The organism is Pseudomonas sp. SMN11 (assembly GCF_052041945.1).
Classification (GTDB): Bacteria; Pseudomonadota; Gammaproteobacteria; order Pseudomonadales; family Pseudomonadaceae; genus Aquipseudomonas.
On the sequence record NZ_JBKGGW010000021.1, the window covers coordinates 1 to 25,418 of the forward strand.

Genomic DNA, 25,418 nt, shown 5'->3' on the forward strand with positions numbered 1-25,418 from the left:
GGGGGGGGGGGGTGGGCCTTGTAGGGGAAAAACAAACAAATAGGCCCATAAGCCTTGCACAGGATCAGGACCTTGGTTCGCGGGTGCCCAGCACATCGCGGATGTTGTCCACCACATTGCTGTCTTTGATCACGTCGCTCAGCCAGCCTTCCAGCGGCATGTTGCCCCACTTGATGGCGCGTTCGATCAGGTAGGGCACCGGGCTTTGCGGCTCGCTCTGCTTGAAGAACTGGGCGATGCCCGCGAGCATGGTGAAGGCCTCGTCGCGGGTCAGTGGCGTGGTGCGCATGGGCGCAGGCGCGGGGGCCTGGACTGGCGTGTTCATCGGTTCACCTGCTTCGCTGGTGGGGGCAACGGTGGCCACGGACTCTGCCACCGGCACGACGACCGGGTGCAGTTCGACGCCGCGGTCCTTGAGCAGTTTCTCGGCCAGTTGGCTGGCGCGCGACAGCATGTCGGCGAGGCTGGCGAAGCTCGGGGCCTCAGAGCCGAACAGTCGGTCGGCACTGGCCTGCAGGCGGTTGCAGGCCTGCAGGCTGGCGGCAATCTGCATGGCCTTGGTGCGCAGGTGCTCGGTGTCGCTGAGGGCGACCGAACGCTGGAAGATCTCGGCGTTGATCTTGCCTTCGTTCAGCGCGGTCTGCATCGCCTTGGGGTTCTGCAAGGCGAGGTTTTCTACGTGGCGTGATTCGTCATAGCGCAGCACGCCAAAATTCTGCCCTTGGGTGATGGGCAAGCCACCGGCAATGTCGGTGAGCGTGGTCTTGAGCCAGGCAAGGCGCGCGGCGCGCTCGTCCAGGCCGTCTTCGAGCGACGGGTAGGCGCTGTCCCAGAACGTGTCGAGGATACGTTCGGTCAACGTCAGGCCGAAGCTGATACCTTCAAAATGCTCGCGTTGTGCCAGGCCTTCGCTGAGCCAGGCGACCAGCATCAGGTCCTTGCTCTGCTGCGCCAGCCCCTGGGCCGAAAGATCGATGACCTGTTCCCAGTCGGCGGTTTTCAGGTCGGTCTGCCAGTCGCCCTGGGTCAGGTAGTCTGGGTCTGCCCGGCGCGCCTCCTTGATCTGGTCGAACAAGGCAGAGAAGCTCAAGTCTTCGCCACTGCCACCATCGATCGGTGCGGCCAGCTCGGCCAGCGAAAGTTCGTTGAGGATTTCAGGCATATAACACTCTGATCAGGGGAGGGGAGCGGCGCGCCGGGCAAGCCGGCACGCAGCGGAACATGGGCCGCCTGCGCGGCCCATGGGCAAGCCAGTGCTTAGGCGAACACTTTGTTCGCGGTGCGGTCCCAGCCACCGACGATGTTGCCGCCAGCCTGGCCGTCGGTGCGGTTCTGCTGGGTGTAGGTGGTCTTGATGCGAGCGAAGTTGAAGCTGATCTCTTCGATCGGCAGGTCGCTCACGGCCTTGTCTTCACCGCCCTGGTTGCCACCGGCGACGAAGCGGACCGACGACACCACGACTTCTTCCATGTCGATGGTCAGGTAGGTGACCTTGTCGCCACCGGCACGGTTGACGTTCAGTTTCAGCTTGGAGATGTGCTTGCCAGTGCAGCAGTGTTCGAACAGCTTGGCCGAAGCCTTGTCGACTGCCTTGCGGATCTTGAAGTCGCTCAGGGCAACGCGCTCGGAGGACGCACCGCCCGAGGAGCTGGCGGTAGCCGAGGTGGCCTGGGTGGCGCCGTACTCGTAGCCCAGCACTTCGATCCAGTCCTTGTGCTTGTCGTCCAGTACTTCGCCTGGGATGCCGTCGATTTGGATATACGCGTCAAAAGCCATTGTGAAACTCTCCATTAACATCATTTGAAGGGTTGCTCATGCACCCCTTGGTTTTGACCTCGCCGAACACGTCGGCAGAGGTAGCTTGCCGCCCCCCTGGCCTCCTCCTGTGAGGCCCGGGTGGCCGGTTCTTGCGGCGCGGCCTCAGTTGAGCCCGCGCACTTCGATTTCCACCCTTCGGTTGGGTTCCAGGCACTTGATCAGCTGCGCCCGTGGCTGCTGCATGTCGCAGTTGACCAGCGGCTTGCGGCTGCCCTCGCCCTGGGCGACCACCAGTTCGGCGGGCACGCCCTTGCCGACCAGGTAGGTGCGGATGGTCTGCGCCCGTTGTTTCGACACCTGCAGGTTGCCCTGGCTGTCGCCGAGCTGGTCGGCGTGGCCGGAGATGACGATCTTGCCGATGTTGGGCGTGTTCAGCAGTTTGCTGGCGATCGCGCTCAGCTGATGCTGGCCTTCGTTCTTCAGGCTCTGGAAGTCGGCGCGGCCGAAGGCGAACAGCGTGTCGGACTCCAGCGTGATGGTCTCGATCGAGCGCAGCGACTGGGCCCGCAGGCTGTCGATGTAGTTGCGCGAGCTAGACATCAGGAAGGCGTTGTCGAGGATGCGTGGCACGTCCGGTTCACGGATCTGGTCGCTGTAGAATGTGATCTGGCGGCTGGCGTACAGGTAGTCCTGGTTGCCGCCCTCGCTGCCGGCTGCAGCCATGCTCTTGCCGGTCTGGCGGGCGATGGCCGGGTACCAGTAGTCCGGCAGGCGCGCCTTGAGGAAGGCCGGGTCGGCCTTTTCACGCTGGGCCGGCGACAGCATCACGTAGGTGTCCAGGGTCGCCTTGCCGAAGTCGGCGATCGACTGGGCACGGTTGTCATGGGGCAAGGCTTCGGCCTGCACGCTGTCGACGCCGCTGACTGGCTGCAGCTCGCGGGCGTTGCGCTGGTAGACCTTGAGCGTGGTCAGCAGGTACAGGGTGCGGGTCAGGTTGTCAGCCGTGGGCTTGAGCATCACGTTCTGCAGGGTGGCGAAGTAGCGCGTGCGCACGATCGGCTCCACCTCATGGCCCTGGTACAGGCCCAGGCGCATGCCCAGCGGCACGCCCTGTTCGTGGTGCTGCTGATAATAGTGCGCAGTCCAGAAGCGCAGGCGGTCGAGGCTGCGCCAGGCGGCGTACTGGCCGCTGGCGGCCTTGTCTTCGGCCTTGGCCTGGGCCAGCTCGCCGGCAATGCTGGCCAGGGTGGCGCGGTTGTTCAGGTACGACCAGCCCCACAGGCTGCACAGCACCAGGCCGGCCAGGCTGGCGGCGGCCACCCAGGCGCCCTTGCGCCGGCGTTCGCGACGGTTGCTGGTGTACAGCGCCACCAGGTGCTGGTCGGGGATGATCACCTTGCGGAACAGGCTGTTGATGAACAGGGGCGCGGGGTGGCTGCCAGCACCGGCCGCGTCTGCATCATGTTCCAGGGCGAAGCGCTCGGCCACATGCTGGCCGTGGCTGCCCCACTGGGCTTCGTCAGCCTCCAGCGCAGCGGTGAAATAGAAGCCACGGAGCATTTCGGCATTCTGGTAGGGGTTGGCACGCAGCAGGCTGTCGACGAACTGCTGCAAGCGCGGCTTGAGCGCCGCCAGCTCCAGCGGGAAGCGGTAGGCCGCGTCGTTCTGCCGGGTCACCTGGATGTCCTGCTGCACCAGTTGCTGGCTCGCCACGTGCTGCCAGTAACCGGTCAGCTCGTCCATCGCCTTGCCGAAACGCTGGCCCCAGTCGGCCTGCTCATAGCCCTTATGCGAGAAGGTCTTGCCCATCACCTCGCCGCGTGCGGCATCGTCCAGCTGGCGGTAGAACGGGGTGAAGCCCGGGATCAGGTCGCATTTGGTGAACACCAGGTAGATCGGCAGGCGTACTTCCAGCAGCGCACAGCTTTCCTGGATGCGCTCGCGCAGGCGCTTGGCCACGCGCTCCTGGTCTTCGGCCGTGCCATGCAGGATGTCGGCGATGCTGACGCTGACGATCAGGCCATTGAGCGGGCGGCGCTGGCGATGCTGACGCAGCAGTTGCAGGAAACCTCGCCACTTGCCGGCTTCTTCGGGGCTGTTCATATAGCGCCCGGCGGTGTCCAGCAATACCGCTTCGGAGCTGAAGAACCAGTCGCAGTTGCGTGTGCCGCCCAGCCCGGATACCCGTGCGCCCTCGCGTTCTGCGTAGGGGAAGTTCAGGCCCGATTGCAGGATCATGGTGCTTTTACCTGCAGCCGGCTGGCCGATCACCAGGTACCAGGGCAAGGCGTACAGTGCATCCTTGGCGGCGGTGCCGCGCGGCTTGTTGCTGTGCAGGCGTTCGATGCTCTGCAGCAGGCGCTCGCGCAGCAGGCTGATTTCCTCGCGGTCGGCCGGGGTGGCGTTGAGCACGGCCTGGTCGGCGTCGTCACGCAACAGGCCTTCAAGGTTGTGATGCTGGCCGGCACCCCGGTACAGCAACAGGACATAGCCCGCCGACAGCAGCAGGAACACGCCGATGCCCGCCAGCAGGCTGTGCAGCGAAGCGAAGCCCAGGGCACGGCCGATCGCCCAGACCAGGAAGATCGCCAGGAAGAACGCCACCCCCAGCAGGTAGGGTTGGTAACGCAGGCAGTAGTACTTGATCTTGTTCATACAGGCGTCGCATCCAGCGCATCGACGAACTGGTCGATGACGTGTTCAAGAGGTCGGTCGTAGTCGTGTTGGCGTGGTGCCGCTGCCAGCGGGCCGAGCAGCGCCAGGTGCTGATGCGCTTCGGCGCAGCTGCTGAGCAGGCGATAGGCGCTGCTGGCGTGGCGCGACGGGAAGCAGTACAGTCGCGGGTGCATGAAGTCGTCGGCCAGCAGGCTCACCGCCGGCACGCTCGGTTGCCCGCTCAGGCGTGTCAGCCAGGTCAGCCAGAGGTCGGCCGTAGGGTTTTTCAGGCCGCGTTCGGCCGGCAGCGGCAGTTCGATGCCGCCGTCGAAGTCGCCGTGCAAGGCGGCCCGGCTGGCCTGCAGCCGCGCCAGCGCTGTGGCACTGTCGAAACTCGGCCAGGAGCCGTGCAGGGCGCGGGCGATATCGGTAAAGCTGAAGTCGTGGAGGAACTTGGCGTGTACCCGGCGGAACAGGTCCAGGTCCTGGGGCTTTAGCGGGCGCAGGGCCTTGATCCGCTCGAACAGGCTGGCGCGGTCGGCGCCTTGTACCGCCTGGTGCAGCAACGGTTTGATCTGCGTGCTGAACAGTTCACCGAGGGTGAACGGGTTGAGCAGCGCTGCGCCTTCCTCGCCCTTGAGCAGCTGGAAGATGAAGAACGGGTAGCGCCGCTGGCTGGCGTCATGCGAGCTGAGCAGACCACCGAGCAGCCAGTTGCCATTGCGCGCACGGTAGTTGAAGAAGCACATCGGCAGTGCGTCAAACAACGCCTGCCAGTCTTCGCGGTGGCGCATGGCCGCCAGCGAGGACTGCAGCCAGGCGTCGAACTCGCAGACTTCCTCCGCCGCGCCATGCAGGCTGACGAAGTCCGCGCTCGACGGCAACTTGCCGAAGCAACCGATCATTGCGCGCCCCTGTCGTTGAGGGCGCTGAGGGCCTTGACGTCACCCAGGTCGGTCAGCTTGACCCCACCGAAGTTGCGCACCACCAGGCTCACCCGGCCATTGGCGGTGTTCCAGCTGAAGCGCTGCTGGATGCCGTCGAGGTCTTCGACCCGGGCGCTTTCGTTCATGCGCAGCAGGCCCCAGCGCCCCGGGAAGTCGAACACGGTGACCCGCGCGCCGCTCAGGGTGACCACGTCCAGGCGGGCGCCCGGGGCGTTGCTGGTGCCTGGCCAGGCAAAGCGGTTCCAGCTGCTGCGGCCGTTGCGGTAGTGCTGCTCCTGGCCGTCGAGGGTGAACACGATGTCGGTGAAGCTGGCCGAGGGTTCCAGCATGATCTCGAAGCCGTTGTCACGATCCGACAGGCTGGCGATCACCTGGCCCACGGAGCTGGCCTTGTCGATGCTGTTGAGCATGCCCGGGTTGACCAGCGCGGGCCCCTTGCCATCGCCAGCCCCCAGGCCTTCACCGCCGGCCAGATTGCCGATTTCATTGCGTTTGAAAGCCGGGAGCAGGCCGCTGTCAGGGTCGACGAAACGCTGCAGATCTTTCACCGAGGCCTCGTTGCGGCTGCCGCCGGCAATCGGGTAGCGGTGCGCCATGACCTGCTCCCACGGCTTGGCGATCTGCTGCGCCCAGGCCTTGGCGATCTGTTGCCCGGCCGGGTCGCGCAGGGTCGCCCAGGCGTACTGGATCGGCAGGCTGAACAGCCCCTGCAGCGAGCGCGACAGGCCGTCCTGGCTGGTGTCGACGCTGCTTTCCACGTAGTTGCGTACGGTGGTGACTTCGCTCGGCTGGCCTTCCAGGGTTTCGCTGATCAGCTGCTTGCTGCTCTTGCCCACATCCTGCGAACGCTGGATGTTGTTCATGCGCACCTTGAGCTTGCGCAACGCGGCCAGGTAGCGGTCCATGATGGTGCTGTCGGCGCCTTCGGCGTTGTTCTCGGCGAACACTCGCGCCACGGGTTCGAAGCGCTTGGCCAGGCTGCCGTCATCGACCGCCGGCAGGACCGGGGCGACGTCAACGGGGCGGGCGTCTTTGCTGTCGAGCAGGCCGGTCACCTTGCTCCAGAAGCCGTCCTCATGGGCGGTACCCGGGGCCGGGATGGCATGCTTGACCGGCAGGTCCCACTGGGTGTTGTCGTTGACCGCCGCCAGCAGGTTCTTCACCGGCGAGTTCTGCACGTCGCTGAGCAGGCCCAGTTGCTGGGTGGCCGAGGCCAGGTCGGCGAAGTGGCGCACGCCGACGCTGCTGACCATCTTGTACCAGGCCTGGGTGTAGTCGCGCTTGTAGCGGGTCATGAACTCGCGGACGAAGTTGGCCTTCTGCACGATGGCATCGCCGCCTTCGCCGTCCAGTACCCAGTCCGACTCGTTGCGCGGGTTGCCCGACACCAGCTTGATCAGCTCGGGCTTGACGAAGGTGTCCCAGCCTTGGCGGGTGTATATCGCCGGTACGCCAGCAGAGCCATACAGCAACGCGCGGCCCGGTTGCGGCACCAGGTCGTTGAGGCTCAGCGCCGGGAACTGGCGGCTCGATTCGAGCTGCAGGCGCAGGTATTCGCGATCGACCAGCGAGCTGGAGATCATGAACGACTTGAGGTTCTCGCGGGTTTCGGTGATCAGTTGCTCGTTGCGTGGCAGCGACGGTGCCTGGCCCTGTTCCAGCAGCTGCACGTAGAGCGGGGCGTTCTCGTCGATCACGCCGGCATCGGCCATGGTGCCTTCACCTGCGGCGCTGGCCCAGGCCTGGGGTAGGCTGGCGGCGACGAAGGCAGCGTCCGGGTGGGCCTGCGGCTCGGTCAGCAGCAGGTACAGTTTGAGGGTGTTGTAGGCATCGATGATCGACGCCACTTGTTGCTCGTCGAGGCGCCCGAGCATTTCCTCGGACAACGACAGGCCGCCGGTGGTGGCCGACAGGTCGGCGGCATCGCTGGCGGTGGCCAGGTTGACCTTGGCGGCATAGCCACCCATGCGGGTATTACTCAACGCAGCCTGGGCCTTGGCGGCAACAGCCGGAGCCAATGGCTTGCCATTGCGCTTCTTCTGCGGGGCCGGGGTGAATTCCAGTTCCTGATTGATACCGCTGGCGAAGGTGTTGAACGCGCGCATCTGCAGTTGCAGGCTGCGGGCGATCGGCTCCAGCGCCTGGCTACGCAGTTGCGCCAGGTAGGCGGTGCGGGTCACCTGGTGGATTGCCTCGCCATGGTACAGGCCGGCACTCAGTTGCAGCGGTACGCCCTGCAGGCGATGGGCCTCGACGGTGGCCATCTGTTCGCGCAGCACTTCCAGGCCCTTGCCGGCGGCCAGTAGCTGCTCGCGGCCCTCTGCCTGCTCGATCTGCGCCAGTTGCCCGCGCAGGCTTTCCAGCCATTGGCGGTTGTTGCTGAACGACAGCGCTTGCCAGCCAATGAACAGCACGCCAGTGGCAGCAGCCAGGGTCAGCAACAGCGGGCTGAAGCCGGCCTGGCGGCCCATGCGCGACTGGAACAGGGTCAGGTCACGGTCGGGGAAGATCACCCGGCGGAAGGTGTCGGTGATGAAGTAGCTGCGGTTGCCCGCAGCCTTGCTGGCGTTTGCAGTGCCGTCATCGTGGGCGGCCTTCAGGGCGAACTCGTCGGCGATGGCGTCTTCGTAGACCTGTCCCAGGTGCTGGTCGGTATGCAATGCACTGGTGAAGTACAGGCCGCGCAACAGCAACGGCGCGCCGCCGCGGTGGCCACGGGTGAAGTGTTCGAGGAACTGCTCGAGCACACCGCTGAGGGCGGCGAAGTACTGCGGGAAGTTCAGCAGGATGCTGTCGGCCTCTGAGCCGAGGGCGATCATCTGCGCGTCGACGTGCTGGCGCACATGGCCCTGAAGGTTCTTCAGGCGCGTCTGCAGCACTGCATGCAGGCCATTGCTGTGGATTTCCGAAAGGCCGAAAGTCATGCCCAGCGGTTGCTGGCGTTCGTTCAGGTCGAGGCCGCCGAAAGCCTGGGTGAAGCCCGGCAACTGGTCAGTCTTGCTCAGCATCAGATAGATCGGCGGGTTGGCGTCCAGGCAATCCGCGTACTCTTCCACTCGCGCCACCAGCTGGGCGGCCAGGGCGTTGCGTTCTTCGCTGTTGGCGGCCAGCAGCTCGGGCAGGCTGACCACCAGCACCAGGCCGTTGATCGCCGCCTTGCCACGCTGCTTGCGCAGCATGCGCAGGAAGGCCGAGAACTCGCTGGCCGACTGGTCGTCGCGCAGGTAGCGGCCGGCGGTGTCGATCATTACCGCGTCAGGGCTGAAGTACCAGTCGCAGTGCTGGGTGCCGCTTTCACTGTCGTTGGCCGTGGCGATGCTGGCCGACAGGCCGGAATGGGTCAGCAGCGAAGTCTTGCCGGCGGCCGACATGCCGATCACCAGGTACCAGGGCAGGTCGGACAACGCCGCCTTGCCGCCGCCGCCAGCAGAGCGGTCGGTGCGCAGCATGGCGATGGCGTGCTTGAGGCGCTCGCGAAGTACCTGCTGGTCACGGAACTCGCCAGTGGCGTTCCACGAGCGGTCGACCTCGATCTGCAGCAGGTTCTCCAGGTTGTGCTCGGCGCGGATGCGCTGATACTGGCGCAGCACGATCACCAGCAGGAAGCAGGCGCTGATGATCGCCAGCGCTTCAGGCACGTGATGACGCAGCCACGGCACCAGCGGCGCAACCAGCCAGCAGATCAACAGGCTCACCAGCCACAACAGTGGCAGGAGAATCCAGAAACTTTTCAACAGACGCAGTAATGTTTTCATGTCTTCCTGACTCGGCTACCTGGGGTGTGCTCAGGCACTGAACAGCTGGCGGATTTGTTCGGAAAGGGCGGCGACGTCCTTGTCCAGCAACCAGTCGAGCGTCAGGTACACGGCGACGCAGACCAGCGCGATCAGCGCCAGGTACACCCACAGCGGCACTTCGTGGCGCAGCATCTGCGACACCTGGTCGGGCAGCGCCCAGTCCGGCGACAGGGCCTTGGGCGCCTTGCGGTAGCGGGCGATGTCCTGGCCGAGGGTGTTGGCCAGGTAGCGCAGCTGGTCTTTCTGGCCCAGGCCGAACTTGCCTTCGAAGCCCAAGGCCAGGCACAGGTGATACACCTCGAGCACGTCGATGTTCTGCTTGACGTCGGCACGCAGCGCGTCGACCTTCTCGTAGAAGCCTTCACCGGCCAGGTGCACCCCGAAGTAGCGGAACTGCAGCGGCTGCAGCTCGAAGTGCCGGCGCAGCTCGTTGTCCCCCGAGCGCAGCACGCTTTCGTCGAGGAACGCGCACAGCGCGTACTGGGTGTCCTTGACCTGCTCGACGCTGTAGTTGGCGGCGCGGGCATCGCGTTCGAGGTTGGCGAAGAAGCGCTCGACGCTGCCTTCGAAGGCCTGAACCGAGGTGACCTGGCGGCCACGGCGCACGATCAGCGCCATGCTGATGAAGTCCTGGACCAGGTCCTTGAGTGTCGGTTTGTCGCTGGCGGCCGCGACGGCGCCCTGTTGCAGTACGGCTTCGGTCATTTGAGCACCGCCATCAGTTCAAGCTTTAGGTTGGTAAAGGCGCTGGGCGCGTAGAAGCACACGGTCTGGGCATTCATCATTCGCTCATACACATGGCCGTGGGGCTCGATGGCGAAGTACTGGTTGTCCAGGCGCACCGGGATCGCGTTGGGCAGCCGCGCGGCGTGGTTGAGGGTGACGCCGGGCATGGCGCTGTTGACCACCACTTCGATGTCTTCCGGCGAGCCGACCTTGAATGCCCGCGGCACCAGTTCCAGGAGGCTGGCACCGGGCATGTCGGCCTGCACCGAGACGTAGAAGTCAGCCTCGGCCAGGCGCGGGTCGCGCAGCTGGCCCTGCCAGTACGACGGCTTGGTCTGGGTGAGGTTGATGACGATGCACTGGTTGGGCACCACGTTGTCGAGCATCACCCGGATCATTTCGTCGAGCTTGACCAGCGATGCCGCCGGGTCGCGGTGGTCGTACTCCGGGACGTCGCTGAGCTGGCTGTCGAGGGTGAAAGTCAGCAGGCCGCCGGCCAGGTCGGCGAGGAACAGGTACAGGCGCTCCGGGTGCAAGCGCGGGTGGGCCAGCAGGTGGGCAAGCTGCGGGTGGGCACGGTTAACCGTGTTCAGCAGCCAGAACAGGGTGACGTCGCTGGAGCCGAACTCGGCGATCTGGTCGGCACGCTCGCGGCGTCTGCCGGACAGCGCCTTGCTCTTGGCCTGCAGGGCGCCGAGCAAGCGCTTGCCGATACCGGCCAGGGTCTCGTGGTTGCCCAGGTGCAGGGTAGGGTGGACGAAATGCGGGTCGAGGTTGAAGCCGCCCATGCTGTTGCGCGTGAGCTTGGCCAGCGGGCAGTGGCTGTAGCCGTCGAGGCTGTCGCCGTCGACCAGCAGCACCACGTTCAGGCGCAGGCTGGTGATTTCGTTCTCCAGCTCGCCTTCGTTGAGGTCGGGCAGGGTGTCGAACTGCTTGCGGAAGCGCCGGGCGGCCTTGTGCTCCTCGCCGTCCTCGACGTAGTTGAGGCCGAACGGCTCGGGCAGCTTGAGCGCGGCATGGACCTTCAGCTCGTTGGCCTTGAGTAGGTCCTTGAGGTCGCGTGCGGCCGGCAGCGGGTCGTGCTGCGGTGCGTCGTACAGGCTGCCGTCGGGAAACACCAGCTTCAGGCGCTTGAGCTGCAGCGAACCGTTGGCCAAGGCATCCTCGTCCACCTGCAGCGCCTGCACGCCCCAATGGAACGGGGTACCGCGCAGGGTTGCTTCGGCCAGCTGGTGCTGGTGGAACTCATCCTGGTACTGGAAGTGCTGGGGCAGCAGGAACATGCCTTCCGACCACATCACCCGGCTCTGCTTGCTCATTTGACGCTATCCACTAAAGAGTTGAGGGTTTTGTCCGCGGCGTTCTGTGCCGACTGGCCGGCCACATCGGTGGCCTTGTCGAGCACGGCGTCCTGCACCTTGTCGGCCAGGGACGGCGTGGCCTGTTCGGCCTTCTTCGCGGCCGCCAGTTGGTCGGCGGTTGGCGGTTTGTTCAGTACGTCGACGCCGCGCATGGCGCTGATTTCGGTCTTGTCCACCAGCACCCGCAAGCCGTCGGAGGAGAACCAGATGCCATCCTTGCGCAGCGACTCGGCGTCGAAGGCAACCTTCCAGCGCGCGTCCTTTTCATCGCGGAAGAACGCCGCCACACCGACGTAGCGCGCGCTCTTGGCCAGAGGCCATTGGTCGATCTGGCCAATGCCCGGCAGCAGGGTGATCTCGCGAGCCTCGACCAGGGTGTTGCCTAGGGCCTTTTCCGGGGTGTCCCAGAGGGCCTCGGCATCGGTCGCGGCGAAGCGTTCGAGGTCGGTCAGCTGGTACACGCGCATCACCACCGACAGCGGTTTGCCCTCGACATCGGGATTGAGCTGGTTGCCGCCGTCGGACGTCAGGATGACCTTCTCGTTGTCGGCCAGCATGTCGGCCGCCCAGCTGTCATTCATGCGCTTGCCGATGCGGTCGGTGACCCCACAGCCAGCCAGCGTCAGCAGCAGGGCGGCGGTGGTCAGGCGCTTGAGGGCGGTGTGTTTGAGTTGCATGACGGCTAAACCTCCTTGTACGGGTCAGGCCAGGCGGTAGGCGAAATCGCCATCGCTGCCCAGGTCGATCGCCAGGCGCTCGATCGGCGCATCCTGGGCCATGCGCTCGAGCACGCGTTGGGCGAGCTCGGGCATCAGGGTCTGGGACAGGATGTTGTCGATGTTGCGCGCACCGCTGTCGACCTCGGTGCAACGAGCGGCAATGGCCTTGACCAGTGCCTCGTCGTAGCTCAGTTCGGCCTGGTGGTTGCGGGCGAAGCGCTTGGCGATGCGCTCCAGCTTGAGGGCGACGATGCGCTCGAGGATCTGGTCCTGCACCGGGTAGAACGGCACGATGCTCAGGCGGCCGAGGAAGGCCGGCTTGAACACCTGGTTGAGCTCGTCGCGCAGGCCTTCGACGATGGCCTCCGGCGTCGGCAGTTCGCTGGCGTTCAGGCAGGTCTGCATGATGCGTTCGGTGCCGGTGTTGGAGGTGAGGATGATCACCGTGTTGCGGAAGTTGATCTCACGGCCTTCGCCGTCGTCCAGCACGCCCTTGTCGAACACCTGGAAGAACAGTTCGAGTACATCGGGGTGGGCCTTTTCCACCTCGTCGAGCAGCACCACGCTGTACGGCTTGCGGCGCACGGCTTCGGTCAGCACGCCGCCTTCGCCGTACCCGACGTAGCCGGGTGGCGAGCCCTTGAGGCTCGATACGGTGTGCGCCTCCTGGTACTCGGACATGTTGATGGTGATCAGGTTGCGCTCGCCGCCATACAGGGTGTCGGCCAAGGCCAGCGCGGTTTCGGTCTTGCCGACGCCGCTGGGGCCGAGCAGCAGGAACACGCCGATAGGCTTGTTCGGGTCTTCCATGCGCGCGCGGGAAATCTTGATGCGCTTGCCAATCTCGTGCAGGGCGTGGTCCTGGCCCAGCACGCGCTCGCCTAGCAGGGCCGGCAGGCGCTGCACGGTGTCGATCTCGTCACGCAGCATCTTGCCCAGCGGGATGCCGGTCCAGCCGCTGATGACCTGGGCGATGGCGCCGCTGTCGACCAGCGCATGGACCAGTGGCTGGTCGCCTTGCACGCGAGCCAGCTCGGCGCGCAGGGCGTTGAGCTGGGCGGCATCGGCGTCGTTGGCGGCGTCCAGCGCCTTGAGCTGTTCGACCAGCGCCAGCTCTTGCTGCCACTGCTCGTTCAGTTGCTGCTCCTGTTGTTGCTCGGCCTGCAGGGCCGCCTGCAGCTCGCCGAGGCGGCGGGCGTGGTCGTGGCCCTTGCCGGCTTCGTGGCCAAGCACGGCGATTTCGGCCTGCAGGTTGTCGATCTGCCGGCGGCAGTCTTCCAAGGCACCCGGCTGCGACGATTGCGCCAGAGCGATTCGCGCGCAGGCGGTGTCGAGTACGCTGACGGCCTTGTCGGGCAGCTGGCGGCCGGTGATGTAGCGGTTGGACAGGCGCACCGCCTGCACCAGCGCTTCGTCCATCACCGCCACCTTGTGGTGCTCGCGCATCTTGCCGAGCAGGCCACGCAGCATGTGGATGGCCTTGTCTTCGTCAGGCTCTTCGACCTTGACCACCTGGAAGCGGCGGGCGAGGGCGGCGTCCTTCTCGAAGTACTTCTTGTACTCGGCCCAGGTGGTGGCAGCGATGGTACGCAACTCGCCACGGGCCAGGGCCGGTTTGAGCAGGTTGGCGGCATCGTTCTGCCCGGCCTGGCCGCCGGAGCCGATCAGGGTGTGGGCTTCGTCGATGAACAGGATGATCGGGTGCAGGCTGCGCTTGACCTCTTCGATCACGGCCTTGAGGCGGTTCTCGAATTCGCCTTTTACCCCGGCACCGGCCTGCAGCAGGCCCAGGTCGAGGGTGTGCAGGGCAACGTCCTTGAGCACTGCGGGCACATCGCCCTGGGCGATGCGCAGTGCCAGGCCTTCGACCACGGCGGTCTTGCCGACGCCGGCTTCACCGGTGAGAATCGGGTTGTTCTGCCGGCGGCGGGTGAGGATGTCGACCATCTGCCGCACCTCGAACTCGCGGCCCAGCACCGGGTCAATGCGGCCTTCGCGGGCGCTCTGGGTGAGGTTGACGGTGTACTGGTCCAGCGCCGGGGTCTTGCCAGCGGCCTTGGCATTGCCGGCCACCGGCGCTGCCGGGCTGGCCAGGGCGCTGGCCTGTTTCGATTCGGCGCTGCCTTCGACCAGGGCAGCGAGGTTCAGGCGCAGGTCGTCGGCATTGATCTTTTCCAGCTCCGGTGCCGAAGCGACCACCACGCGGCGCAGTTCGGCATCGTCGAGCAGGGCTTGCAGCAGGTGGCCGCTGCGTACCTGGCCAACGCCGTACTCGATCGAGGCCAGCAGCCAGGCCTGTTCGATCATGCGGGTGATGTGCGGCGACAGTGCCGGGGTGCGGGTGTTGCCTTTCTTGAAGGTGCCCAGGGCGGTGACCAGCTGCGCCTGCAGGCGCTCGGCAACCACGTCGTAGTGGCGCAGGATCGGCGCCAGGTCGCTGTCGCTGTTGTCGAGCAGCTGCAACAGCAGGTGCTCCACCTCGACGTCGTAGTGGTGCTCCGACAGGCACAGGGCCGCCGCGCTTTCAGTGGCCGTGCGGCTGGTTTCGTTGAGCTTGGCGAACAGAGACTTCAGGTTCACAAGGCGACCCCATCGTAAGGAATGTGGAAAACGGCGCAACGCGAAGGCTCCGCGTCACGGCCAGGGCGTTTGAGCCAGCCCAGCCAGCCCAGGGCGACATTGCCACTACGGCCCAGCTGGGCCCGTGGTACCGCCTCGCGCTTGAGGCGCGGGGCAATTTCGAAATCCAGCTCGGCACCTATATAGAAGCGCACCAGTTCGACCAGCTTGCGGTAGCAGGAGGTGCCCGGCTGGAAGCGCTGGTAATCGGCCAGGCTCAGCGGGCCCAGCTCGATGCGGATGCACGACTGATAGTCCCAGACCCGGTTACCGGCGACGGCGCTGTGGCCCAGTTGCGCGTTCTTGCGCCCCAGCTGGGTGCATTGCTCGGGCTGCAGGTTGAGCCAGCGCCCGGCAAACTGCTTCACCTTGATCGGCAGCGAGAAATAGAAGCCGAGCATGACTTCAAGGTTGAGTGCGTTGCGCGGCTTCTGGCTGAGCAGCCCGGCGAAGTAGCTGAACAGCTCGCGGCGCAGCGCCGACGGGTGCTCTTCGAACCTGAGCTTTTGCGCACGCGGGCCCAGGCCGACCAGGTTGAGCAGGTAGCCATCGAAGCCCGAGGTGCCATTGCGCTCGTGCTCGATATGGAATTTGTACTTCTGCCACGCCTCGTAGAACAGCGTGGTCATGCGGTGCGAGAAGATGTCGAGAAACGCATGGGCGGCATCGTCGCGGTACTGCACGTGGCGTTCGAGCAGCAGCTCGGTGTACGGGCGCGGCAGCACGCCCGACGGCCCGACCAGGCCCATGAAGGTGACTTGCACCTCCGACAGCGGCAGGCCGGCCGTGGAGACCTTGCCTTCGCGTTCGAAGTGCAGGTCGCTGACCTCGCTGGCCGGGAACGCCAGCGACAGCTGGGTGCGAAAACGCAGCGGGTCTTCGTGTGGCCTGGTTGCCAGGTCCATGCGCCCGGTACGGCTGTAGTGCAGGCGGAGCAGGCGCACCAATTGAAAGAATTCGAATCGGTGCGGCTCGGCTCGGGCCTGATCGATCAGACCAGGGGCTGATCGCCAGTGCGTGCTGGCCATTGGACGATTCTCTTTTCTCGTTGTTGGGAGCGCAGGCTCAGTCGGGTGAAGCTGTTCATCGAGCAGTACTGGCCGAAGAAGTGGTCCAGCACCATGCCGAACAGGAACACGCCGCTGCCGGTGAACTGGCTTTCGTCGAGGGTCAGGGTGATGCCCACGCCACGGACGAAATTCGGCCGCGGGTGGCCGATGCGTGCCACCACTGGCTCGCTGCTGATCGCCTTGATGCCGTTGATCTGTTTGCGAATGGCCGAGACGTTGCGGTAGTTGTACAGCGACAGCAGTTCGAGCAGCACTTCGCGGCCTTGGCTGACCAGTGACAGGTGGTTCAGCGACAGGTGAGCGATCAGCCGCCAGATCAAGCCCTTGCCCAGCGGCACGCGCACGGTGGCGGTGGGCTTGCGCAGGCAGCGGATGTCCTTGATCACCGAGTTGGCCGGAATGTTGAACTCGCCGCGGTCGCCACCGAATGACAGCATCAGCGGCACGTCGCGGTTGCTGCAGGTCAGGCCGATGCTGAGGGTGTCGCTGCTGCCGTCAATCAGTTCCAGGTCGCGGTCGACCACGCGGATGCTCATGGCCGTGGCATCGCCCTGGTTGCGCCGGCGGGCGATCCAGAAGCTGGTATGCGGGTCTTGCTCGCCACGCGGCTCGAAAAACGGCTGGCAGGTGGCGACCTGGTCGATGCCGCCGAGCTTGCGCACCCGGCGCACGCGGTCGATCGACACCACTTCGGCGGCATTGTGCAGCCGGGTGTCGGGGGTGACCGGGTATTCGTGCTGGGTGTGGGTCAGCTTGATCGGCTCGGCCTGTTGGCGGAACAGGTTGATGATCGGCGTGCAGTTTAGCTTGAAGTTGTTGCGCCCGATGTTTTGGGTCAGCCGCGCCAGGCGCTCGCTGAGGTCGTAGTCGGAAAAGTAGAAGTTGATCTCGACCTGCTCGATCGCCTTGCCCTGCAGGATGCGGGCAAAGCCACTGAGGTCGAAGAACAGGAATTTATCGGGGAAGGTGAAGTACTCGTGCAGCAGGCGATAGCCCAGGAACGAGCGCTCGGAGTAGTCCACCAGGCCTTCCTCGCGGGCATAGCCCACGGCTTTCAGGGCATCGACCGGCAGGGCGACCTCGCGGCTGCGGCCCTCGTCCTGGAAACTCAGGGTGACTTTGGCCAGGTTGTTGAACAGCAGCTCGTACAGCTGCAGCATCAGCGTCGCTTCGCCGTCGAGGAAGAACCGCAGGCGGTCGATTTCCATCTGGCCGAACAGTGCATCACGGGTGGCTTGCAGGCGGATGCGCAAGTGCGCCACCAGGTCGGCGCTGTGACCGTTGAACGCCGAACGTTCCATTTCCGCGAACGATGCCTGTTGCACGCTGATCGGCCACAGCTCCACCGGGTAGCAGGTGCGGAATTTGCACACCACGCCGTCCACGGCATTGGCATGCATCTCGGTGTGGCGTGCCACGCGGTAGGCTTCGGTGACCTTCTCATGCTTGCCCAGGCTCAGCTCGGCGATCGACATCGACGGGGTAGGGCGCAGGTAATGCGGGTACAGCACCTCAAGGAAGGATTCGACGATTTCAGGAAACTCGTCATCGAGCTTCTTGTGCACCCGCGCAGACAGGAACGAGAACGCCTCGATCAGGCGCTCGGTGTGCGGGTCTTCGCAGTTGTCGCCCTCGATCAGCAGCCGCGAAGCAATCTTCGGGTACTGCGCGGCAAACTCCTGGCCGAGGAAGCGCAGGTGCGACAGTTCCTTTTCGTAGTAGGGCAGCAGTTCGTCGAGCATCAGTTGAGGTTCTGCACTTTGTATTCCTGGGTGTTGACCTGCAGCACGGCGTCGAACGACACCTGGCGGCTGATGTCCTGCAGACGCAGCACGGCGTCCACTCGGAAGGTCAACATGCGGTGGCCGTTTTCCTGGGCCAGCAGTTGCACCCGCACCCGGCGAAAACGCCGGTCGCCGGTGCTGATCGCCCGCTCCAGCTGTTGCTGGATGAGCCGGCGATCATGCGGATCGAGCACGCTGCGGCTGATGAAGTCGGGCATGCCGTATTCAAGGATGGAACCACCGAGCTGGCTGAAACCGCCGAGTTCCTCCGCGACCAGGGACTGGCGAGTGTTCACCAGCACCTCGAGGTCGCGAACGATGCTCGCCTTGTACTCGGCCAGCGAGCAGGTGCGCTGCGCGGCCGCTTCGGCCGACTGGTAAGGACGGTCGTCCAGCAGTCGGTCGAGCAGCGAGGGCAGCAGGCGGGCCTGGTTACTCATGTGTCATCCCTGTACACAGCGGCCGGTCAGCCGCGGGCGCCTTGCGGCAGTTCGGCGACCAGGCGCAGCGAGGCGGTCAGTTCGTCGAGCTGGTAGTGCGGGCGCAGGTAGGTCACGGCCTTGTACACGCCTGGCTTGCCGGGCACTTCGAACACCTCGGCACGGGCTTCGCGCAGCGGGAACTTGGCCTTGGCCTCCTGGCTGGCGGTGTCGTCGAGCAGCACGTAGCTGGCCAGCCACTGGTTGAGGAAGCGCTCCACATCCATGCGCGAAGCGAAGCTGCCGATCTTGTCGCGCATGATCGCCTTCATGTAGTGGGCAATGCGCGAGGTGGCGAAGATGTACTGCAGCTGCGCCGACAGGCGTGCGTTGGCGTTGGCGATGTCGGTGTTGTACTGCTTTTGCTTCTGCGCCGACTGGGTGCCGAAGAACGCCGCGTAATCGGTGCCCTTGCAGTGCACCAGGGGTATGAAACCGAGGTCCGACAGCTCCTTTTCGCGGCGGTCGGTGATGGCGATTTCGGTCGGGCACTTGAGGGCGATTTCTCCGTCATCGGTCTTGAAGGTGTGGGTCGGCAGGCCTTCGACCAGGCCGCCACCTTCAACGCCCCGAATCGCCACGCACCAGCCGTAGCGCGAGAAGGCATCGGTGACGCGGGTGCCAAGAGCGTAGGCGGCGTTCATCCACAGGTACTTGTTGTGGTCGCGGCCGTCGACGCTCTCGATGAAGTTGAATTCCTCCACTGGCGTGGTATCCGGGCCGTATGGCAGGCGGCCGAGCACGTGGGGCAGGGTGAGGCCGACGTAGCGCGAATCTTCCGAGGCGCGGAACGACTTCCACTTGGCGTATTCGACGGTGTCGAAGATCTTCGCCAGGTCACGCGGGCCGGACATCTCGGTGAAAGAATCCCAGCCGAACAGCTCGGGCGAGGCCGCCGAAATGAACGGTGCGTGGGCCGCGGCGGCGACGTGCGAGATTTCTTCGAGCAGGTACATGTCTTCGGGGCTGCGCTTGAACTCGTAGTCGCCGATCAGCATGCCGAACGGGGCGCCACCGAAGGTGCCGTACTCTTCTTCGTAGACCTTCTTGAACAGCGCGCTCTGGTCGAATTCGCTGGCGGCCTTGAGGTCGCGCACCAGGTCTTTCTTCGAGGCGTTGAGCAGGTGGATCTTCAGTGTGGTGCTGGTCTCGGTCTGGTCGACCTGGTACTTCAGGCCGCGCCAGGAGGCTTCCAGCTGCTGGAACTCACGGGCGTGCATGATCTCGTTCATCTGCTCGGAGAGCATCGAATCGATTTCGGCGATGCGTGCGTCGAGCACGGCGATCAGGTCCTTGCTCGGGGTCATCTCGCCCTCGAGCACCTGATTCACCAGTTCGCCGATCAGGTCGCGGGTGCGGTTGCGCTCGGTGTCGGAGCGGGCCACGCGGCTTTGCGAGATGATGCTGTCGAGCAACGATGGCTGGGGGGCGAAGTTTTCCACTTCGACCAGGTCGCCGGCCTGTTGCGGTGCGGTTTGCTTGTCGGTCATGTTCGGGCTCCTGCTCAGGCGCGATCGTCGCTGGACGGGTCTTTCACTTCGGCTTCACGGCCGAATTCCTTGCCCAGGGTCTTGAGCTTTTCGGTGTTCTGCAGCACGTCCATCAGCAGCTCTTCTAGCTTGTCGTTGCCGCCCATCTTGTTGCGCAGGTCGGCCAGCTTGTTGCGCACTTCCAGCAGCTTGCGCAGCGGCTCGACCTGCTTGACCACGTTCTGTGGCTCGAAGTCTTCGAGGCTGTTGAAGTTCAGCTCGACACCGAGTTGGGTACCGTTCTTGGCCAGGGTGTTGTCGACGCGGTAGGTCAGGCGTGGCTTGATGCCCTTGAGCACGCCGTTGAAGTTGTCGCGGTCGATGAACACGAACTTGCGGTCCTTGAGCTTGGGCAGCGGCTCCAGCGGGTTGCCGGAGAAATCGCCCAGCACGCCAACGACAAAGGGCAGCTCCTTTTTCTCGATGGCATCACCGATGTCCACGTCGTAGGTGATATGGACCCGAGGCGCGCGAACGCGGTCGAGTTTGTGCTGGGTGCTTTCCTTCTTCGCCATCGTGTTCTCCAGTGCGAGCAATTCGCTGCGAATCATTGCGCGGCCCGCCAGCGGGCCCTGCGCGTTACAGTCCTTCGATCGTCAGCAGCAGGCGCTGACGGATGTCGTCGTTCATTTCCAGGATGTTGTCGCGCCCCACCAGCTCTTCGAAGCTGGTGTTGCCGGCAATTTGCGTGCTGCTACGGATAACCGAATCGTCGGGAAGTTCCGAGCGTACCGGTGAGCTGATGACGCAGAACGGCAGGTCGCCAAAGCCCTTCAGGCGCTCGAAGCTCAGCCCGTAGCGCAGGCCTTCGAACAGCCGGCCCAGGCCCGGCGACTTGCTCAGGCAGTAGAACAGCACCAGGTAGTGCACCACGAAGCGGTACAGCTCGGCGCTGCTGCGGTTGGGGTCTTTGATGACGTTGCGGAACTGCGCCAGATCGAAGGCGTGGAAGCCCACCACCCAGCGCGTCGGGCTGGTGATGCGGATGACCTGGCCGCTCTGCTCGAGGACCTTGTCGTATTCCAGCGGGAACAGTTCGGGGGTGGTGCTGATCAGGTTCAGCGGCACTTCCAGCTCGCTGACCAGCTGGAACGGCGCGGCCGAGCCGATGCGCTCGTAGAGTTCGATCAATGACTGGAAATGGCCCTGGGTTTCGCGCCCGCTGCTGCGCTGGGCGCCTTGCAGGTATTCGCCAAACAGGGTTTGCGGACGGATCAGCGGTGCCACGGTGGCAAGGTAATCCGCCGCCTGCGCCTTCAGCGCATCGGAGATCGCCCGCGTCTGGCTACGCAGCTTGATCAGTGCTTCGACATCAAAAGTCTGTGTCATCGGTACATCGTCCATGAGCCTGCTTGATCGTCCTGAAACGCCAATGGCGTGGACCTGAAAATCGCGCCTCTCGGCTGCGGCAATTTGAGTGCTGGCACATGAATATCGTGTTGCCAGCAATGCCGAGTAGGGCACCCCGCTGCGGAAGAAGTTCCGGCGAGGGGCGCGATTTTTTCCCTGTTTTGTGATGCGGTGCAATGATGGCGCCATGATATTGGCTAGCGGTTTCGAGCGCGGGAAACGGGGCTTTGGCCCCTAAAGTCAGGGGGCTGAAGTGCTAAGAGAAGGGTAAAAATTGGCGTAAAAAGTTTTTTTCAAAAAGTGAAGCGGGTCTCATTTTTTTGCGTCATGCCGTTGGCATAAGACTTCCATCGCGGCGCGTTTCAATGATGGCAATGCGACGGAATATGGCGTGCCGAAGCGGTTTCGTGAGGGTTATTGGAGCGGCTTTGCGCCCACCATGCGACCCTCGATTGCCCACTCCTGCAACCACCCGAGCAAGGCCTGCAATTCGTCGGTGACTTCGACCGACAGCGCGCCGTTTTCATACAGCACGGCATCGCTGAGCGTGCCCATGCCGCGAGGCATTGCAAACAAGCTTAGGCGCACTTGTTCGGGATCGCTGTGCAGCCGCGAGCAGTAGCCCATGAGCGTGTTGGCCCAGCTCGAGTAGCCGCCATCGCGCAGCAGCAAGGTGGCTACTCGCGTCAGCACCGCGGAGATTTCCGTCAGGTCCCAACTGCACGGGTCAGCCGTGCCGCGCTGGGTGCCAGGTTGCATCATCAGGGCATGGTCCAGTTCGCGGCGGCGGCATCGAGCGACCATGGGCAGCGCTGCCGATGGATCCTGTAGCCAGGCCGTGTATCGGGCCTTGTCGATACGGTAATACTCTTCGTAATCGACCATGGCATTACTGACCGGGATTGACAGGTAGAACTGCCGCGAAGTCAGTTCTATCCCTAGCGAAAAGTGGTGCTCCCGGCTGGTGTAGGTGTCATTGAATTTCATGCTGGGAAGCGCCTTCGAGGTAAGCAGCTAGCGGCCATCTACCTGGATGCAGATGGTCTTCTTGCCCACGATCTTGCATGGCCAGTTATCATTGATGTAGCTGTCTGGTGTGAAGCACATGCGCTCATCGTTCACCCAGAACATTTGCCATCCTGAACCCGAGATGCGCAGCTTGGGGCACGACCAGTAGCCCTTGGCGGAGAGTGTGGCAGTGGTCAGCGCGATCATGACAGGTGCCAGCACCATGAGTGCGACCGTCAGTTGAATCGAGCGCAGTTGCCACGCGTAGAGCCAGGACTTTTTCGGTGGGTCGAATTTCTGGCCGGTCCAGGCGGCGATCAAGCACCCCACGGTCATCATCGGCGTGAACGGCAACGCCGAGATCACGAAGAACGACATCAGGGGCGTTTCCACAACCGGTGCATGCCTGTAGATGCGACCGTAAAGCGGGACGATTTCAGTCCAGAGCACGTAGATGCCAAGCGCCCCCACGGCCAGCATGCCAAGGGCAAGGCCAATGCCCGTCAGTCTGAAAAGGATCGGGGATCTTACATGGAGCTCGGCATGTCTCTTCACGGTAGCCTCAGCGTTCCTTGCTGCATCGGAGTGGTCTCTGTTGCTGCCTGCAAAGGCCGTCGCCAATGAGCAGCAGGTTCAGCAGAATGTTCGCATGGATGAGCGCGACCCGCAGCAAGGAATGAGCATGATCGATCTGAGAAGTCCGGATGCAACCCTGAGTGAGTACGCCCAGCGATACGTTGCCCTGCTGCCCGAGTGGTCGCCGCAGTTGCAGCAGCGCATGGACCTTACATTGGGGCCCGATGTCCCCAAGCTGCCGCGTATCAAGCCCGCCTGGTTGAGCGACAGGTCGTGCACGTTGTTTCCGGAACAAGCGCTGGACCGCACGCAAGGTGCACAGCTGGGGCTGGCGATTGGTGATGCGGTAGGCACGACCCTGGAGTTTCAGCGGCGCATGTCAACGATATGGTCGGCGGCGGTCCTTTCCGCCTGGCGCCGGGTGAGTGGACTGACGATACCAGCATGGCGCTGTGGAGTTGCCTGGTCGCAACACATTCGTGATTTGGCGAGCCGAATATTTGAACTTGCGCCGCCGGGTGATGAGTTAGATGCTTGCGTATGATCGGCAGTGAAAGTTTCTATATGACGGTTGCGTGCCCTCTGGTCGGGACGTCCGGATTAGGTACGTTTGGCGCTCTGCGTCTGGTTGATTAAATGGATTGAGATCATGTTTACCGTTGATCGCTTCTTTGCAAAGATTTGGTCGGCATGGCTGCTGGTAGTGATCATGGCCGTGATGATGACTGGTGTAGCCCCGCCATTTTTTATTATCCTGTCAGCCATTGCGGTGGTCGTGATGACCGTGTGGTGCATTCAATGTGCCTATCGAACTGAACGCTTTGTTGTCTATGCTAACCTACGGCTCTTCTTCAATCTTTCTGTCGCTCCGTTATTCGCTGCTCAAGTGGCGATGGCCATCAGTCACAAAATAATGAAGCTAGGCGGTTTTGCCTCAACTGCGCTGTGTCTTGCTCCTGTGGTTCTTACACTGTTGGCATATGGCCTGGTTTGCGTATGGCCTGGGAAAAGCAGCGTGCTTCAGTTTGAGGGGCTACGCGTAGAGTCCATCGAGCCTCCGGAGCCGGTTAGGTGGTGGCAAGCCGGGCTGGGTGCGGGGCTGAGCAGTTTGGCCTACCCACTGATTAAAGCTCATGATGTGCCGATGAGCGGGTTGATCTACTTCTTCGTGTTCATGGCCTTGTTCATGGTGTTTTACAGTCGGGACAAAATATGGGCTTTGAGGTCCCTGAAGGCACGTGAGGCAAAAAAGAACTGTCAACACACCTTCAGGGATGTAGATGCCATTAGAGCCCTGCGCGCCGCTTCGTGGCTGGGCAGGCTTTTTGCTGTCAGGGCGAACGGCGAGTGAAGAGTATTAGCGCTGCGCTGGTGGATTGAACAGTCCCTGCTTATTCATCCATGGTGATGCATAACTTTTGCCTTCTATATTTTTGCAAGGCCACCTGTTTTCTGTATAGCTGTCAGGGACAAAGCAAAAGCCAGGGTGACTTACCCAATAGGTCTGCCAGGCCGATCCAGATTTTCTGAGTTGGGGGCAACTCGTATAGTCTAGTTTGTTGAGCGCTACCGTGGTGAGAATGGCTGTGAGGGGCGCTACCACAATTAATGAGTAGACAGAGGCTTTCAGCATCGCGATCTGGAACTTTCCGAACACAGACATGGCGGGTGGTGCGAATCGTTCGCCTGTACATATCGCAAAAGCACTGGCAATGACACAAGCGAGCATGACCGGTGGAGCCATCAGCAAGCCAAAAGCCATATATGGGACTTCGATAACAGAGGCGAGACGCCACATCTGGCCGTAAATGGGAAGCACCTGTGTTATTAGCCAATAGACGGCGAACAGACCCACGCTTACGCAGATGAGTAAGGTCAGAACAGCTCGAAGTCTGAATGCTATTGATCCAGTATCGCTGCCAGCCGAGGTCATTGGGTCCGCCTTGAAAGGGAGGACAAGGCTGCCCGTCCATCACCCTGTGAAGGCTTTTCCCCATACGCGACTTGAGCTTGCGCAGGGTAGGGGACTCGCCTCCTGTCAGCTCGATGCGGAACTCGGCGAAGGCCTGCTCGAGGTTGGCATACTGCTGCAGCCCTTCTTCGGTGAAAAAGTAGCGCCCGGGGATGTCGTGCCACTCCATCGGGGTGATGGCTTGGCGTATGTTGTCGACGCGCTGACCCCCCCAGGTAGTCATAGGCCAGATTGGCACCATTGCTCACTCGGCAACTGAACCCGTCCCAGGCTTCGTGGGTGCTGTTCAGGCCGCTGTCGACGCTCCGGTTGGGCTCGCTGAATTTCTGCTCGAGATTGCGCTCGATGTCTCCCCAGCTGGGGATACTGGTCAAAAGATCCATTTTCGCTTCACTGTCCATGGAGGTGGGCGGCGCTTCGGCGGCGAGCGCAGCATGTCGCGTCAGACCTCAAGATTTGGGTGAGGATCCGGCGGAGCGTTCATTGTTCTCATGACAGGGGTGTGCGGCAAAGATGGCAATTGAGTATCGTCGCCCGAATCATGGCTGTTCGCTTGCCGCAAGTGCCAGTACGGCCAGTGCTCACGCTAGCCATTTGCCAGAATGGATGAATGCCGAAGAGTTTGAACCAGTCCACGTTATGAAACATTTTTCTCCGCGAGCGGCGTGGACGTAATAGGTAGCGGACAGCTCGAATTGGCGTGGTCAGGTATGGGCTCCGATCACCACTTGAAAAACCTTCTGCTACGGGCCATTCGGCGGTGGTCCGTAGCGCTTCGGCGCAGCAGTGATGGTTGCGAAAAGTGGCGATGTGATATCGCTTTGCGCGGCTCTAAGCTCAGCGTTACAAGGCTTGCGATGTGTTGACAGGGCATCATTTGCCGGTGTCTCCTTTTGGGCGCTTCTGCCTGCCTGGCATTCGGTAATGTGAACCAGGTCGCATTAAATTCAACGCATGATGGCACTTTCCATCATGCTGGCAGTCGCATGATTCCGCGGGGCACGCGCGTGATGCGCGCATGCCGAATACGCCCGCAAGAACAGAGTTGTAGCTGAGCATCGCATTAGC

Annotated in this window: 19 protein-coding genes and 1 pseudogene; 2 read left to right on the forward strand and 18 right to left on the reverse strand. The window is 63.2% G+C overall.

All coding sequences use genetic code 11. The annotated features are described in order from the left end of the window. Positions 1-64: 64 nt before the first annotated feature. From tssA to ACLEJU_RS17660, 17 genes are all read right to left on the reverse strand, one after another. The gene (gene tssA / locus ACLEJU_RS17580; protein WP_435423166.1) at positions 65-1,162 is read right to left on the reverse strand and encodes a type VI secretion system protein TssA; all 1,098 of its coding nucleotides are present in this window, start codon (positions 1,160-1,162) and stop codon (positions 65-67) included. Positions 1,163-1,257: 95 nt separating this feature from the next. Beyond that, complete coding sequence (locus ACLEJU_RS17585; protein ID WP_435423165.1) at positions 1,258-1,776, reverse strand: Hcp family type VI secretion system effector; 519 nt, start codon at positions 1,774-1,776, stop codon at positions 1,258-1,260. Positions 1,777-1,920: 144 nt separating this feature from the next. Next, complete coding sequence (tssM, locus tag ACLEJU_RS17590) at positions 1,921-4,413, reverse strand: type VI secretion system membrane subunit TssM (RefSeq protein ID WP_435423164.1); 2,493 nt, start codon at positions 4,411-4,413, stop codon at positions 1,921-1,923. Next, complete coding sequence (tagF, locus tag ACLEJU_RS17595) at positions 4,410-5,318, reverse strand: type VI secretion system-associated protein TagF (RefSeq protein WP_435423163.1); 909 nt, start codon at positions 5,316-5,318, stop codon at positions 4,410-4,412. Before tagF ends, tssM begins: the two co-directional genes overlap by 4 nt. Beyond that, the gene (locus tag ACLEJU_RS17600) at positions 5,315-9,115 is read right to left on the reverse strand and encodes a type VI secretion protein IcmF/TssM N-terminal domain-containing protein (RefSeq protein WP_435423162.1); all 3,801 of its coding nucleotides are present in this window, start codon (positions 9,113-9,115) and stop codon (positions 5,315-5,317) included. The genes tagF and ACLEJU_RS17600 overlap by 4 nt, the downstream gene beginning before the upstream one ends. Positions 9,116-9,145: 30 nt before the next feature. Continuing rightward, positions 9,146-9,862, reverse strand: a complete 717-nt coding sequence (gene icmH / locus ACLEJU_RS17605) for a type IVB secretion system protein IcmH/DotU (protein ID WP_159410666.1) — start codon at positions 9,860-9,862, stop codon at positions 9,146-9,148. Then, entirely contained in the window at positions 9,859-11,202 is a 1,344-nt protein-coding gene (tssK, locus tag ACLEJU_RS17610; RefSeq protein ID WP_435423161.1) for a type VI secretion system baseplate subunit TssK, read from the reverse strand. Before tssK ends, icmH begins: the two co-directional genes overlap by 4 nt. Then, on the reverse strand, positions 11,199-11,921 hold the full coding sequence (tssJ, locus tag ACLEJU_RS17615) for a type VI secretion system lipoprotein TssJ (RefSeq protein WP_435423160.1): 723 nt from the start codon (positions 11,919-11,921) through the stop codon (positions 11,199-11,201). The genes tssK and tssJ overlap by 4 nt, the downstream gene beginning before the upstream one ends. 24 nt (positions 11,922-11,945) lie before the next feature. Further along, positions 11,946-14,543 carry a type VI secretion system ATPase TssH gene (gene tssH, locus ACLEJU_RS17620; protein ID WP_435423159.1) on the reverse strand — a complete coding sequence of 866 codons (2,598 nt, stop codon included), beginning with the start codon at positions 14,541-14,543 and terminating at the stop codon, positions 11,946-11,948. Continuing rightward, positions 14,540-15,610 (reverse strand): type VI secretion system baseplate subunit TssG, encoded by a 1,071-nt coding sequence (gene tssG / locus ACLEJU_RS17625; RefSeq protein WP_435423158.1) that lies wholly within the window; start codon positions 15,608-15,610, stop codon positions 14,540-14,542. The genes tssH and tssG overlap by 4 nt, the downstream gene beginning before the upstream one ends. Continuing rightward, on the reverse strand, positions 15,574-17,394 hold the full coding sequence (gene tssF, locus ACLEJU_RS17630; RefSeq protein WP_435423157.1) for a type VI secretion system baseplate subunit TssF: 1,821 nt from the start codon (positions 17,392-17,394) through the stop codon (positions 15,574-15,576). Before tssF ends, tssG begins: the two co-directional genes overlap by 37 nt. Then, positions 17,394-17,876 carry a type VI secretion system baseplate subunit TssE gene (gene tssE / locus ACLEJU_RS17635; RefSeq protein WP_294337378.1) on the reverse strand — a complete coding sequence of 161 codons (483 nt, stop codon included), beginning with the start codon at positions 17,874-17,876 and terminating at the stop codon, positions 17,394-17,396. The genes tssF and tssE overlap by 1 nt, the downstream gene beginning before the upstream one ends. Positions 17,877-17,902: 26 nt before the next feature. After that, positions 17,903-19,405, reverse strand: a complete 1,503-nt coding sequence (gene tssC / locus ACLEJU_RS17640; protein WP_435423156.1) for a type VI secretion system contractile sheath large subunit — start codon at positions 19,403-19,405, stop codon at positions 17,903-17,905. A 14-nt stretch (positions 19,406-19,419) separates the two neighbouring features. Next, positions 19,420-19,959, reverse strand: a complete 540-nt coding sequence (gene tssB / locus ACLEJU_RS17645) for a type VI secretion system contractile sheath small subunit (RefSeq protein ID WP_028697264.1) — start codon at positions 19,957-19,959, stop codon at positions 19,420-19,422. Positions 19,960-20,023: 64 nt separating this feature from the next. Further along, a complete protein-coding gene (locus ACLEJU_RS17650) occupies positions 20,024-20,773 on the reverse strand; it encodes a hypothetical protein (RefSeq protein WP_027917412.1) in 750 nt (249 codons plus the stop codon). A 435-nt stretch (positions 20,774-21,208) separates the two neighbouring features. After that, positions 21,209-21,781 (reverse strand): hypothetical protein, encoded by a 573-nt coding sequence (locus ACLEJU_RS17655; RefSeq protein ID WP_435423155.1) that lies wholly within the window; start codon positions 21,779-21,781, stop codon positions 21,209-21,211. Between the two features lie 27 nt (positions 21,782-21,808). Continuing rightward, positions 21,809-22,357, reverse strand: a complete 549-nt coding sequence (locus ACLEJU_RS17660) for a hypothetical protein (protein WP_435423154.1) — start codon at positions 22,355-22,357, stop codon at positions 21,809-21,811. 127 nt (positions 22,358-22,484) lie between these two features. On the opposite strand from ACLEJU_RS17660, the pseudogene ACLEJU_RS17665 reads away from it, so the two are divergent. Both ACLEJU_RS17665 and ACLEJU_RS17670 read left to right on the forward strand, forming a co-directional pair. Continuing rightward, a pseudogene (locus ACLEJU_RS17665) lies at positions 22,485-22,855 on the forward strand (ADP-ribosylglycohydrolase family protein); the annotation flags it as partial. A 172-nt stretch (positions 22,856-23,027) separates the two neighbouring features. After that, entirely contained in the window at positions 23,028-23,729 is a 702-nt protein-coding gene (locus ACLEJU_RS17670) for a hypothetical protein (RefSeq protein WP_435423153.1), read from the forward strand. Positions 23,730-23,735: 6 nt separating this feature from the next. Here the strand turns inward: ACLEJU_RS17670 and ACLEJU_RS17675 are convergent, their stop codons facing one another. After that, positions 23,736-24,311, reverse strand: a complete 576-nt coding sequence (locus tag ACLEJU_RS17675; protein WP_435423168.1) for a hypothetical protein — start codon at positions 24,309-24,311, stop codon at positions 23,736-23,738. Positions 24,312-25,418 lie beyond the last annotated feature (1,107 nt).

Coding starts and splice junctions, on each gene's coding strand:
- tssA (WP_435423166.1), bottom strand. CDS start 1,162: ATGCCTGAAATCCTCAACGAACTTTCGCTGGCCGAGCTGGCCGCACCG.
- ACLEJU_RS17585 (WP_435423165.1), bottom strand. CDS start 1,776: ATGGCTTTTGACGCGTATATCCAAATCGACGGCATCCCAGGCGAAGTA.
- tssM (WP_435423164.1), bottom strand. CDS start 4,413: ATGAACAAGATCAAGTACTACTGCCTGCGTTACCAACCCTACCTGCTG.
- tagF (WP_435423163.1), bottom strand. CDS start 5,318: ATGATCGGTTGCTTCGGCAAGTTGCCGTCGAGCGCGGACTTCGTCAGC.
- ACLEJU_RS17600 (WP_435423162.1), bottom strand. CDS start 9,115: ATGAAAACATTACTGCGTCTGTTGAAAAGTTTCTGGATTCTCCTGCCA.
- icmH (WP_159410666.1), bottom strand. CDS start 9,862: ATGACCGAAGCCGTACTGCAACAGGGCGCCGTCGCGGCCGCCAGCGAC.
- tssK (WP_435423161.1), bottom strand. CDS start 11,202: ATGAGCAAGCAGAGCCGGGTGATGTGGTCGGAAGGCATGTTCCTGCTG.
- tssJ (WP_435423160.1), bottom strand. CDS start 11,921: ATGCAACTCAAACACACCGCCCTCAAGCGCCTGACCACCGCCGCCCTG.
- tssG (WP_435423158.1), bottom strand. CDS start 15,610: ATGGCCAGCACGCACTGGCGATCAGCCCCTGGTCTGATCGATCAGGCC.
- tssF (WP_435423157.1), bottom strand. CDS start 17,394: ATGCTCGACGAACTGCTGCCCTACTACGAAAAGGAACTGTCGCACCTG.
- tssE (WP_294337378.1), bottom strand. CDS start 17,876: ATGAGTAACCAGGCCCGCCTGCTGCCCTCGCTGCTCGACCGACTGCTG.
- tssC (WP_435423156.1), bottom strand. CDS start 19,405: ATGACCGACAAGCAAACCGCACCGCAACAGGCCGGCGACCTGGTCGAA.
- tssB (WP_028697264.1), bottom strand. CDS start 19,959: ATGGCGAAGAAGGAAAGCACCCAGCACAAACTCGACCGCGTTCGCGCG.
- ACLEJU_RS17650 (WP_027917412.1), bottom strand. CDS start 20,773: ATGACACAGACTTTTGATGTCGAAGCACTGATCAAGCTGCGTAGCCAG.
- ACLEJU_RS17655 (WP_435423155.1), bottom strand. CDS start 21,781: ATGAAATTCAATGACACCTACACCAGCCGGGAGCACCACTTTTCGCTA.
- ACLEJU_RS17670 (WP_435423153.1), top strand. CDS start 23,028: ATGTTTACCGTTGATCGCTTCTTTGCAAAGATTTGGTCGGCATGGCTG.
- ACLEJU_RS17675 (WP_435423168.1), bottom strand. CDS start 24,311: ATGACCTCGGCTGGCAGCGATACTGGATCAATAGCATTCAGACTTCGA.